At 54.5% G+C, this 11239-nt stretch carries 17 protein-coding genes and 1 pseudogene; 9 read left to right on the forward strand and 9 right to left on the reverse strand.

Features of this window, described 5'->3' with window-relative positions:
* Nucleotides 1-60 precede the first annotated feature (60 nt).
* The 5 genes and pseudogenes from HX884_RS22940 to HX884_RS22960 form a co-directional block, all read right to left on the reverse strand.
* Nucleotides 61-339 (reverse strand): annotated as a pseudogene (locus tag HX884_RS22940) (3'-5' exonuclease); the annotation flags it as partial.
* A 56-nt stretch (nucleotides 340-395) separates the two neighbouring features.
* On the reverse strand, nucleotides 396-938 hold the full coding sequence (locus HX884_RS22945; protein WP_178328843.1) for a hypothetical protein: 543 nt from the start codon (nucleotides 936-938) through the stop codon (nucleotides 396-398).
* A 40-nt stretch (nucleotides 939-978) separates the two neighbouring features.
* Nucleotides 979-1479, reverse strand: a complete 501-nt coding sequence (locus tag HX884_RS22950; protein WP_178328844.1) for a hypothetical protein — start codon at nucleotides 1477-1479, stop codon at nucleotides 979-981.
* The gene (locus tag HX884_RS22955; RefSeq protein ID WP_178328845.1) at nucleotides 1476-2096 is read right to left on the reverse strand and encodes a DNA-binding protein; all 621 of its coding nucleotides are present in this window, start codon (nucleotides 2094-2096) and stop codon (nucleotides 1476-1478) included. The genes HX884_RS22950 and HX884_RS22955 overlap by 4 nt, the downstream gene beginning before the upstream one ends.
* The gene (locus tag HX884_RS22960; protein ID WP_178328846.1) at nucleotides 2093-2254 is read right to left on the reverse strand and encodes a hypothetical protein; all 162 of its coding nucleotides are present in this window, start codon (nucleotides 2252-2254) and stop codon (nucleotides 2093-2095) included. Before HX884_RS22960 ends, HX884_RS22955 begins: the two co-directional genes overlap by 4 nt.
* Nucleotides 2255-2796: 542 nt before the next feature.
* On the opposite strand from HX884_RS22960, the gene HX884_RS22965 reads away from it, so the two are divergent.
* Genes HX884_RS22965 through HX884_RS22995 form a run of 7 tightly spaced genes read left to right on the forward strand, consistent with a single transcriptional unit; the run spans nucleotide 2797 to nucleotide 6701 of the window.
* A complete protein-coding gene (locus HX884_RS22965) occupies nucleotides 2797-3156 on the forward strand; it encodes a hypothetical protein (RefSeq protein WP_178328847.1) in 360 nt (119 codons plus the stop codon).
* A 38-nt stretch (nucleotides 3157-3194) separates the two neighbouring features.
* Nucleotides 3195-3569 carry a hypothetical protein gene (locus tag HX884_RS22970; RefSeq protein ID WP_178328848.1) on the forward strand — a complete coding sequence of 125 codons (375 nt, stop codon included), beginning with the start codon at nucleotides 3195-3197 and terminating at the stop codon, nucleotides 3567-3569.
* Entirely contained in the window at nucleotides 3566-3913 is a 348-nt protein-coding gene (locus HX884_RS22975) for a hypothetical protein (RefSeq protein ID WP_178328849.1), read from the forward strand. The genes HX884_RS22970 and HX884_RS22975 overlap by 4 nt, the downstream gene beginning before the upstream one ends.
* On the forward strand, nucleotides 3885-4214 hold the full coding sequence (locus HX884_RS22980; RefSeq protein WP_178328850.1) for a hypothetical protein: 330 nt from the start codon (nucleotides 3885-3887) through the stop codon (nucleotides 4212-4214). Before HX884_RS22975 ends, HX884_RS22980 begins: the two co-directional genes overlap by 29 nt.
* 47 nt (nucleotides 4215-4261) lie before the next feature.
* Complete coding sequence (locus HX884_RS22985) at nucleotides 4262-4543, forward strand: hypothetical protein (protein ID WP_178328851.1); 282 nt, start codon at nucleotides 4262-4264, stop codon at nucleotides 4541-4543.
* Nucleotides 4540-5346, forward strand: coding sequence for a site-specific integrase (locus HX884_RS22990; protein WP_178328852.1), 807 nt, complete (start codon nucleotides 4540-4542; stop codon nucleotides 5344-5346). The genes HX884_RS22985 and HX884_RS22990 overlap by 4 nt, the downstream gene beginning before the upstream one ends.
* 17 nt (nucleotides 5347-5363) lie before the next feature.
* The gene (locus HX884_RS22995) at nucleotides 5364-6701 is read left to right on the forward strand and encodes a hypothetical protein (protein ID WP_178328853.1); all 1338 of its coding nucleotides are present in this window, start codon (nucleotides 5364-5366) and stop codon (nucleotides 6699-6701) included.
* A gap of 89 nt (nucleotides 6702-6790) precedes the next feature.
* Here HX884_RS22995 and HX884_RS23000 read toward each other — a convergent pair whose 3' ends face one another.
* Nucleotides 6791-7075, reverse strand: a complete 285-nt coding sequence (locus tag HX884_RS23000; protein ID WP_178328854.1) for a ribbon-helix-helix domain-containing protein — start codon at nucleotides 7073-7075, stop codon at nucleotides 6791-6793.
* Between the two features lie 47 nt (nucleotides 7076-7122).
* Nucleotides 7123-7776 carry an AAA family ATPase gene (locus tag HX884_RS23005; RefSeq protein ID WP_178328855.1) on the reverse strand — a complete coding sequence of 218 codons (654 nt, stop codon included), beginning with the start codon at nucleotides 7774-7776 and terminating at the stop codon, nucleotides 7123-7125.
* A 278-nt stretch (nucleotides 7777-8054) separates the two neighbouring features.
* Here HX884_RS23005 and parM point away from each other — a divergent pair, with 278 nt between their 5' ends.
* Entirely contained in the window at nucleotides 8055-9026 is a 972-nt protein-coding gene (gene parM, locus HX884_RS23010) for a plasmid segregation protein ParM domain-containing protein (protein ID WP_178328856.1), read from the forward strand.
* Nucleotides 9027-9030: 4 nt separating this feature from the next.
* The gene (locus HX884_RS23015; RefSeq protein ID WP_178328857.1) at nucleotides 9031-9414 is read left to right on the forward strand and encodes a plasmid partitioning/stability family protein; all 384 of its coding nucleotides are present in this window, start codon (nucleotides 9031-9033) and stop codon (nucleotides 9412-9414) included.
* Between the two features lie 40 nt (nucleotides 9415-9454).
* Here the strand turns inward: HX884_RS23015 and umuC are convergent, their stop codons facing one another.
* Both umuC and umuD read right to left on the reverse strand, forming a co-directional pair.
* Nucleotides 9455-10726, reverse strand: coding sequence for a translesion error-prone DNA polymerase V subunit UmuC (gene umuC, locus HX884_RS23020; RefSeq protein ID WP_178328859.1), 1272 nt, complete (start codon nucleotides 10724-10726; stop codon nucleotides 9455-9457).
* Nucleotides 10727-10734: 8 nt separating this feature from the next.
* Nucleotides 10735-11160 carry a translesion error-prone DNA polymerase V autoproteolytic subunit gene (gene umuD, locus HX884_RS23025; RefSeq protein ID WP_178328858.1) on the reverse strand — a complete coding sequence of 142 codons (426 nt, stop codon included), beginning with the start codon at nucleotides 11158-11160 and terminating at the stop codon, nucleotides 10735-10737.
* Between the last annotated feature and the right edge of the window lie 79 nt (nucleotides 11161-11239).

Raw genomic sequence — 11239 nt, forward strand, 5'->3', positions numbered from 1 at the left:
CACGGGGTGACTACGCCTTAGCGTGCTTTATTTTCCGAATTCTGAGACGACCCCTTTCAGTGCCATCTGGCCACTGGTGCTGTTAAGCCTGGAGAGTACGGCAAGGCGCAGGCCGGCCTGCCGTTGTTTCTCCGTCTGCGGGCGTTGCTCCCGCAAGGGCACGCAGTCGGCTATGCGGTAAACACCATACCGGCCGCCCCAGGGGTTTTTGTACCATCTGACCGGTTCTGCTCCGGGGGCCGGTTTCATTCTGAACTCATCGCGCAGACGTCCTTTGGTGAAACAACTGTCCTCAGCAATGGCCCCCGCGCGTCGTGCAGCTAACTCGTCATTTTCCATGATCCATCCCCTGCCGTAAGGCATGTGTGATTTGCGTACCCGGCCCGTCAGCCGGGTTATCCTTTTTCCGGCGTGTCCCGGTTCTGGCGGATAAACCATTCAAAGATCGCGCAGGCGACCTCGTCAGGCTCATGGCCTTCGAAGTCAGCACCGGTGTACGGGGAATCCTGCCACTGACGTGAATAATCCGTCAGATCCTGCCGGGCCTCATTCCAGAGCAGTTTCTGCCAGCGGATCGGTTTCTCCGGGGCGCGTCTGTCCCAGCCAATCGCCAGCAGACCGTAAGTGGCATACGCGATGTCCGGCAGCCGGCAGCGCGCGTCCAGCCAGACGCGGCGCGTTTCCATCCACGCCATAAAAGCGGGTGTCTGCTCAATGGCCAGAACGTTCTCCAGTTTCCAGGCGCGGATCGGACCTGCTTTCTGTGGGGCCGGCAAAAACTCTGCGACAGCTTTGTCTGTCCAGAGCCGGTCTTTCAGCCCCTGCCGGCTGATCCAGTTTTTGTGCCAGTCCCGGCTGCGTTCCTGCCGTTTTCGTTCACCATATTCCCGCCGTTCCCTTTCGTCATACAGGTGCCAGCGGCCATTGTAGTAAGGCATATCCCCGTCTCCTTTATGGTACCGGCCGACATTGCCGGCGTTACTGCTGTACCAGCAGGTGGTCCGCAGTGGCGCGCAGCCAGTCATAGAGTTCGTGCCCGTCCGTATCCAGCCCGGCGTCCAGCTGTATGCCGCGTTCCGTCAGTTCGCCGCCACAGAAGGGAATTTTTCTCCGGAGGGTTCCCAGCACGCCGGTGCGATCATCAATCACCACCCTTTCTTCATACTCCGCAAACTGATTCAGGGTGAGATCGATGAACCAGCCGTTCAGCTCGACAATCACGTGAGAATGAATGGTGGAGTGGTGCTCTTCCCTGAACTGTTCTGACGCCAGCATATGCACGATCACCGGCTGCAGTGACGGGTCACTGTCCTGCAGATACTGCGCCAGAAAGTTACTGGCCAGGTCGCAGCAGCCGTGCGGAAATTCATTCAGCTCCTGCCAGCGCCCCATATGAAAACATTCGTGCGACCGGGTGTCAGCGGCCAGCACCAGGGCGTTGCGGAAAGCATGGATACGGCGTCTGATTTCTGGTGTCATTTTGTCTCCTTCCCGCCTTTCGGCTCGCCCCGGGCCAGCGTCAGCAGTTCCCCCTGCAGGGTCCGGGTTTCCTTGCGGGCCTCTTTCAGCTCGGCCCGGGTCTCGGCCAACTGCGTGGCCTGGTGCTCACCGGTGGCGGTCAGCCCGGCCACCTTCTCCCGCAGCGTCAGCACGTCGTCGCGCAGCGTCCTGACCTCACCCAGCAGACGGTCCCGCTCGGCCTCCACTTCCCGCAGGGCCGCCAGTTCGGTCTCCAGCTGCGCCACACGGGCCAGAGCCTCATCGCGCTCCTGGTCGGCCCGGGCAATATCGTCGTCAGCCTGCTCACGGGCGGCGAGGGTGGCTGTGTCGGCCAGCTGACAGGCGGCCTGCCAGAGTATCCCCAGCTGACCGGTCAGCAGTTGTGCGAGCTCTGCCGGCAGCGCCGGGGTCTGACCGGCGGCCTGCTCCCGAAGACGGGCACGCAGGGCGCGCATCACGGGCGAGATGTGGGACAGGGAGCCGCCGCCCAGGTGGGCGCGCACCTGCTCGTTGGTGGGGGACGCATTGCCGGCGGCCATCAGCGCGGCGGCCGCATCCTCGATGCGGCGGACAATCTCGGGGGACGGCAGGCTCATGGCAGCTGCTCCTCAGTCTGGCGCCGGGCGTGCTGACGGGCGCGGTGTTTGCTGGCGCGGGAGGCGGCGTCATAACCGCGACCCTTGCGGTAGCCCCGGGAACTGCACAGGGCGCAGGTGCACCCGTCGGCGGACCAGAACTGGCCATAGGGTTTCATGGGATGTCTCCTTACAGGCCGCCGTCAGGATGCGGCGGGATGGTCACATTATACACAATAATATAGATAATACAAAAAATACACTTTATACATACAATACAAATAATACATACATTATATTTGATACATACAATATGATACGTACATACGTTGACCTGTTTTTTCCGTGCAGATCCGGAAACCCCCGGTTCCGGATCTGCATGAACCCCTTCGGCACCCGGCGGCCAAAAAACACAACATGTGCCACGCTGTCAGCTGCATTTTCTTCTAGATGTTGTGTTTTTGCCCCGTACCGTGACCCGGCGCGCGGCGGCCGATATTGCCGCTTTGCTTATTACATGACCGTGGTACACTTCCGGAAAGTGCAGATACAGAAAAAATCGGATCACCGCCGTTACCCTGTCGGTAATTTAGCGGCGTGGTTATTTTCATGATTATTATCATTCAGCTAATTATTTCGTCGGGGATAAAACCGTCTGGTAACACTCGGTAAGGTCCGCGGTGTGGGACTGATTATTTTCGGACAAAAAAAGGAGCGGAGGATGGGACGTTCAGTACCGGTCAAAATTGGCGAAAGGGAATTTGCTTCCAAAGATGCAGCAAAACGTTATTTCATGGATCAGCGCGATGCGGTAAAAGCGAATGGCAGAATTACCGACGGTAAGTTCTTTGACGAGCTGAAGGTACTATTCACACTTTACTGTGACAGCTGTCCCGGATGGGAACTGAACGGCAGATTTGTCACGCACTTCGCCGTGAAGTCTGAGAAGCGTTTACGTGATGGACAATGGATCACCACGTTCTGTTACGAAGTTCTTCTAAGTAATGGAGAGCTCCGGCCTTTTTCCATACCTAAAGCGATCGATGCCATTGTTAAAGCCTCATTGAAGAGTGACCAGTAATGGCGGACGGGATTTTCTTTATTTAACGGAGCAGTGGTATGGATACGTTTGAATTTGATGCGCTGACGTTTGTCACCGACCCGACGGCAGATGCGGATGTCAGTCCGGGAACGCGGGAGGACATTCTCTCGATGCTCGCATGCTATCCGGAGTTGTCCGGATGGCGCCCGTCCGTTTTTTTCCATGCCTGGGGCGCTTACTCCCGGGATATTTACGCCGTCAGCTGGGTGGACTGGCTGAACGGACAGCGTGATCCGGGTTTTCTGGCGTACTGCTATGTCCGCCAGCGCTGGCCGGATTTTGACTTTGGCGATACGGGGCTGTTTGATGACGAGATCCACGCACTCGCTGACGGGCAGCCCTGGGCGCAGTCACCGCTGCCGGCGGTCCCGGACTGGGTGAGGCTGCCATGAATCCGGGTATCCGCCGTCTGCCGGCAGTCCGGCCCGTTTTCTGGCTGTTAGTTTTCTGGCCGCTCCTGATCGGCGCCGCCCTCCGGGGCGGGATCTGGCTGGCGGAATCTATCCTTAACCTGTTCACACCGGTGGCCACTGATGCCCTCTTTTTCACTGGACTCCGGCCCTGGCTGACCCTGCCTTATCTGGCCGGGATGTCTGCCTACTGGCTGGCAGCTCTCATCACGCTCTATCTGCTGGCCACCGGCTTTACGTCTGTACTGAAAATTTTTCTGCCCCTGTCTGAGGCGCGTCTGCGTCAGGAGAAAGACGATGCTAACTGCGAAAGAAACGGCAAGTGAACTGGTCTCGTTACTGACCCTCTGCCAGACCCTGCTGTCTGAAAAGGACGGGGTGGTGCGCCAGGCTCCGGAGGTGTATGCCCGCGACCGGGATGCGTTTTCGGAGCGTATTGTGGAGGCGTGTATGCATGCGAAAACGCTGGAGTACCTGCTCCCCATGTACAGCCAGCTGGCGGCGGTGGGAGAAGAAATGGAACGGCAGGGTAAAATTCGGGTGAACGTCGGACAAAGTTATGCCCGGGTCGCCCTGGATTATCTGCAGGCACAGTATCTGCCCGGACTGGCGACGGAGAAAGACTGAGTGACGGCATCTGGCGTACCACACAGCCTCTCTGCTGAGGACCGACAATGGATATGAACAGCAACCTTTCCACTGAAGTGCCGGACAGTGATGCGGTCAGTGCCGCTGCGGGCCGGGCCTGCCTGTATGTGGCGCTGAGTGCCGCGAGCCTTATTGGTGGTGTTTTACTGACCGTGGCTCCCCGATCGATTTTATCTCCGCTGATGATGGTGAGCGCAGTGACAACAATTTTAATCTTCCCGGCATCGGCCTATCTGGCCACCTGGCATATTCTGAGGTACGTCCGTCTGCTCCATGAACGTCCCCGGGTTACGGAGTTCCCGGAATGAATTACCCCGTGCCGTCATTTCCGGCCCCGACAGCATCCCTCCCCTATCCGACGGTTAACATCGACTGGTCCGCCGCGCTGGCCCTGCGTCAGATGGCGCTGGCGCATGACGCGCTGCCGAAATACCTGCTAGGCATTGAGGTGGCCGCCCTGCTCCACTATATCCCCGACCTGTATCAGCAGACGCTGATCGCCACACTGTGGAACACGGGCGCGCGGATCAACGAAGCGCTGGCGCTGACCCGCGATGATTTCAGGCTTGATGTGCCGCAGCCGTGGGTGCAGCTGGCCACCCTGAAACAGCGGGAGGAAAAAGCGGGTCGCGGAGCCGGCAGACTGCCTGCCGGGGTAAGCCCGCACCGCATCGTGCCCCTCTCCGATATGCAGTATGTCACGCAGCTGCAGACCATGGTGGCCACACTGAAAATTCCGGCTGAGCGGCGTAACAAAAATACCGGACGTGCCGAGCGGGTGCGCATATGGGGCGTGACAGACAGGACAGTTCGGACCTGGCTTAACGATGCCGTGGCGCGCGCCGCCGCTGACGGTGTCCGGTTCTCCATTCCGGTCACGCCCCATACCTTCCGCCATTCCTACGCGATGCATATGCTCTATTCCGGGATCCCGCTTAAGGTGCTCCAGGCTCTGATGGGACACCGGAGTATCAGCTCCACAGAGCTCTACACGAAAGTCTTTGCGCTCGATGTTGCTGCAAGTCATCGGGTCCAGTTCCACCTTCCCGGTACCGATGCCGTTGCCCTGCTCCGGCAGTTTACACCCGGCGATGAACCTCACCGACGCTGAACAGGAGTCCGTTCTGTATGGCCATGAAACTTGTCCGCAAGAAAGCCCCACGGGGCGGCCTCATCCGGTGGCTGACCGGTGATGAAGAAACGGCAGTAAAGAATATATCCGGTCGCAGAGCATCATCAGGTCGGGAGGAATACCTCCTGGCCGCAGAGGTGCTGCGGGAAATGCGTCAGCGTGAGGCATGGCTGCAGTGCGACTGCGTTCCGGGAGATTCGCCGGCGATGAACAGCGCGAACCTGATGCAGGACACCGGTACCCTCTTTCTGGCCGGTTTCAACCATGAGCATGCACCGGACTGCCCGATGTACCGTCCTTTTAGTGGTGATTCGGGCGCCACATCATCCGGTACCCGAAAAACGGCCGGCAGCCGGCGTATCAGCTACCGGGATTTTCTTCCACCCGACGATGCAGAAACCACCATCAGGGCTCCGGGGCGTACGGCTGCACAGGCAGATGACCGCACACGGCGTACGCGCCGGTCACGTATTGCCCGCCTGCTCCTGTCCCTCATTGACGATGCGGGGCTGAATAAGCTGGATATCCTTCACCCCCTTCCCTCCCGCAGTGTCATGGAATCCGTTAATGCGCTACGAACTGTCACTGAAAACACAGAATTTATCCGCGGGCGACACCTCTCGGAGATTGTGCGATTTCAGCCCGGGCTGACTGAGAATGGCAGGGAGCAACTGATGAAGGGACTGGAGCGTCCGGACGCGCACTGGCCTTCCGGTAAAACCCGGATGTTCTTCCAGATATTTATGTCCGATCAGGTCACCCGGGATGACGCGGTGTTCCGCTGGTCAGGTGGAGAACTGCCGTTCCGTCCGGAGCGAGGAGTGAGCATCAACGGGGAAGCACAGGACGGCGCGCGGCCGCCCTACTGGGTCATTCTGGCTTTCCGCAGAGGAATGGAGGGCACGGTTATCTGCAGTGAAGGCTATGCGCATGCACTCTTTCGCCGGGGATGTCCGGTACCTGTCGATAGTGGGCTTGAGCGGGCCACACTGGAGAGTCTCTCGGACGTGGCCGGATGGCTTGCCCGGAAGCCCGATGCGCCGACGCTCAGTGTGGAAAAACCGCTGTTTGATATCGAGGTCAATACCGACGGTGAGAAAGGGTTTGTGCTGCCGGATTTCATCGTGACGGCCCGTATGCCGGATGGAAAACAGCATACCGTGGTGGTTGAAACGATGGGATACACCGATGATGACTACTGTGAGAGAAAGGCGGAACAGCATAAGGGAATGCGGCAGATCGGATTACTTCAGACCGACCCACCCCGATGGCCACAGGCGGTGGAAAAAACCTTCGCTCGTCAAATATACGGTATTGCTTTGCATTTAAAGTAATAACATCAAATTAATATTGTAATGATATTAATTTGATGTTCTTTTGATATCCATTTAAGTGTTTTTTAATGGTGTTTTCATTTACCATTTCATTCGCTGTTTTTTTTCTTGCCAACGATTTGGAGCCCGTAGTCGAGCGTGTTGATGCACGACATGTTGATGAATGCAGCCCTTGATTGGCCGTGCTCAGCCGCCGCCTCATCTATGCGTTCTATCAGTTCAGGATCCATTGTTATAGTGATCTGCTGCTTCTTCCCTTTGGTAACTCCCTTCTTCGCTGGTTGCCTTGCGTCAGGGGCAGAATTGATGAACTTGTCTACAGCCTCAGACTTTGTATCCTGGACAGGAGCTCTGGGTTTTTTCTGGATAACCATCTAATATCACCTATGTATTATTTTGATATTAATATAATATCAAATTACTATTCGAACAATGTTGAAATGAGAGCATCCAGTTCATTCAAAGCAACTTTCTCATGGGAGCGGAGTTTCAGTTCTCTAACTGTCCGTCCAGTGCCTGCTGCGTTACCAAAGACTTTCCTTTGATAGATAATTTTATCGAGAATGGGAATGTCCTCCTTGTACTCATCCATCATCTCGAACATGTCTTTGTTATCAGATGACTTGGCTTGTGTATCCGCTTTGTTCAGCAGTGCATAGCAGGTTAAACCATCACGAACACTTCTTGCTTCCCTGATAAGCTCGACATTTGTATCCATCGCCCATGCTTCAAAACTGCCTGGTGAGGAAGGCACAAGAAGTACATCTGTCAACGTCAACGCTGCGCGCATTGCTGTCGAGTCCCGACCACCACATTCGATAATGATGTCGTCAAAATTATCCTTCTGCTGTAGTACTTGGCTTCTTAGCACCGGTCCATCAGGATAGTGTGAACAGGCTATACCTGGTTCAACCCCTGCCTCTGAACGCACCAGGATAGCCAGTTGTGAAGAGCCTTGCTTGTCGCCATCTACCAGCCATACTTTTTTACCCTGAAGGGCTCTGGCTGCGGCGATGTTAACCGCCAGTGTGGATTTGCCCACACCGCCTTTTGTGTTAGCAATCGTCAGTATCATCTCAATCTCTTTTTAATATTAAAACAATATCATGATACTAGTAATTTTAACTTCCTTGTCAATAACTCCTTTTGTCTGAGTGCAAAAAACAACCAAACGCTATGTGATGTTATTTTAATATTAAAATAATATTTGTTTGGGCTTGAAATGGATTGATTTCAACATTCGTTTGATATTAACATTCATCGCAAGACCTCAAAGTGAGTAACAGGTGATGTGCCTGGTGACTTCAATACTCATTTTGAGTAATAAAAGTGACCTTTGATAAAGGAGTGCGAATGAACGTCTTCTGCGATGATGGCTCAACAACAGTAAAACTTGCCTGGTATGAGGGTAAAAATCTAAAGACCTTTCTCTCCGCTAACTCATTCAGAAATGGATGGAAAGTCGAGGGAATAGGTAGCCGTCAGACTTTCAATTATGAACTTGACGGCAGGAAGTACACATATGATGAGGTCAGCAACCTGGCTATCAATACTACTCATATTGAGTATCAGTACAGCGATGCTAATGTTCTGGCGGTACATCATGCGTTGCTCTGCAGTGGGATAAACCCTCAGCCCGTATCCCTGACAGTTACACTACCAATCAGTGAGTTTTATACCTCTGACTGTCAAAAGAATGAGCTCAACATACTTCGCAAAATCAAAAACCTTCTTCGCCCGGTAAAGCTGAATAAAGGGGAAGTGTTCACGATCGAGCAGGTTGAGGTTCTTCCTGAGTCCTTGCCTTCAGTCTTTGCTCAGCTGGTTAAAGATGAGGTCGGTCAATTCGAGAAGTCACTGGTTATTGACATCGGAGGAACAACCCTTGATGCCGGCGTTATCGTCGGGCAGTTTGATGATGTAAGCGCTGTACATGGTAATGCCACTATTGGTGTATCCATGGTCACCCAAGCCGCGCTTAGTGCACTGAAGATGGCCTCCAGTGATACGAGCCCACTGGTTGCAGACGAATTGATCAAACAACGGCATGACCGTGATTTCGTCAGTCGAGTGGTCAATGATGAGCGGCAGGTTACGTTAGTTCTGGATACGATTGATTCAGCGATAGCTAAGCTGGGAGAGAGGGTTGTCGATGACCTGGCTGATTTCCGCCATGTCAATCGCGTATACATAGTCGGTGGTGGTGCCACACTGATTGAACCCGCAGTGAAATCCGCATGGCACCACCTGGGAAATAAGGTTGTGATGATGGATTCACCTCAAACAGCGCTTGTTCAAGCGATTGCGGCATTCAAAGGAGAATAATATCGTGAGCGATCAGCGGAAGAAATTCACTCTCTACCTGCACCCGGATAATGATGCAGACCGACAGGCCCTGGAGGTTATCGAGTCTGTGGCTCGATTAGGTCGGGGTGAGTTATTCCGCAATGCCTTTATAGCTGGAATAGCACTGCATCATCTGGACAGTCGTTTACCTGTATTACTATCCACGCTGTTCCGGGCTGATTTAAAGCCCGACCAATTGGTTGGGCTTATTGGGCAAACAACAGGATGGAAGCCCACGCAAGCGGATATACGCATGATTCTGGAAGAACTGGGGGCAGGGAAGGTGAGTCCATTGCCTGAAGACGTTCCCAAAAAAGAATCAGACGAGCTGGAAGGTGTGCGTAAGAAACTTAAGAATTTCGTCTGATACTCAAATTGAGATTTATCATTGCGTTTAAGCGGGGATATTAAAACCTGGCCACAGGAAGTTGTCCCCAGTTTGTCGTATAAGCAGGACTGAGCATCTCTCTTTTCATTTTCCATTCAGGTTCAACCCCCTGTCCAGCAAACCACACGTTTCCAAGACCAGACTGATTTATGCCGTCGAGCACTTTCATCAATTGAGCACTGTTGGGGCGGGGTCTGTCCTCGTCAAACAGGTTCAGCTGACTGACGCAGTGTGGCGTGAAATTGTCGAGCATCACGCCAGCCTTCATGTAGCGGTGCCCATCCTGCCAGATACGATCCAGTGATCGCATGGCCACGGCAATAATGTCCCGGGTATCCTGTGTGGGCAGTGTCAGCGTTTCTCCGGTGCAGTTGCCGTAAAAAACCTCATTGACCGCATGGGGTGAAGTCCGGATGAACACGCTGACATGCCGGCAGAACTGCCGCTCCCCCCGGAGTTTTTCCGCCGCCCGGGTCGCGTACTGACATAATGCCTGTCGCATGACCGATTTTGCGGTGATGCGTTCGCCAAAGCTGCGGGAGCAGACAATCTGCTGCTTTGTTGGCGGCATTTCTTCCAGAGGAATACAGGACTCGCCGTTTAGCTCACGTACTGTTCTCTCGAGGACGACAGAGAAATTCTTACGGATGAATGCAGGGTGGGTGCGCGCCAGCTGCAGGGCAGTTTCGATGCCCATCGTGTTCAGCCTCTTCCCTATGCGGCGTCCGACGCCCCAGATTTCCTCCACCGGCTGCCGAGCCAGCAGGGCCTCAGTGCGTTTCGGGTTACCCGGCGTCAGCGCCAGCACTCCCCGGAACTGAGGCCACTCTTTAGAAGCCCATTGTGCTGATTTTCCTAGTGTTTTTGTAGTTCCAATACCCACACCGATCGTCAGTCCGGTGGTACGCAGAACATGCTCGCGCAGGCGCCGGCCGAAATGCTCAAAATCTTCACAGTTGTCAATGCCGGATACATCCAGGAACATCTCATCGATACTGTACTGCTCGACTTTTGGTGTCATTTCTTCCAGAGAAGACATCACCCTCTGGCTAAGACTATGATACAACGCATAATTCGAACTGAAGACGTGCACTTTCTCAGGAAAATCAGTGTGTTTCATCTGGAACCACGGGACTCCCATTCGTATGCCGATTTTTTTTGCGGCTGCGCTGCGGGCTATCACGCAGGAATCGTTGTTACTGAGCACCACCACAGGTTTACCCCGTAGGTCGGGACGAAAAAGAGTCTCGCAACTCGCATAGAAGGAGTTGACGTCGGCCAAACCAAACATGGGCATGGTTACCTCCGACGCGCGCGCGTGCTGTTAAAAAACCAGGTGACGACGCCGAACAGCTGTAGCGACTCCGGGTAAATGGTCGAATAGGCCGGATTCATCGGTAGCAGGGCGAGGAGGGGATGCAGTTGCAGGCGTTTTACCGTGAACTCACCGCTCACCTCGGCGATGACGATGTCACCGTGAGTGGCTTCTTCGGCCCGATCTACAACCATGACATCTCCATCAAACAGGCCCAGCTCCTGCATGCTGCTGCCGCTGGCGCGCACGAAAAAAGTGGCTGCAGGGTGACGAATACAAAGCTCATTGAGATCCAGTTCGCTCTCGACATAGTCCTGGGCCGGGCTGGGAAAACCGGCAGGACAAAGGTCGCTGAACAGTGGAATGGCAGATAACTTAGGGTTGGATGCCGGGGTAAGAATTTTTAACATGTAGACCTCAATAATGCTGTATGTATAAGGGTCTTCCCCGATCATGGTGGGAAGACTCAGAACGCCATATTCAGTTTTC

Origin of the sequence: Enterobacter sp. SECR19-1250 (genome assembly GCF_013391025.1) — a bacterium.
GTDB classification, from domain to species: Bacteria; Pseudomonadota; Gammaproteobacteria; order Enterobacterales; family Enterobacteriaceae; genus Enterobacter; species Enterobacter cloacae.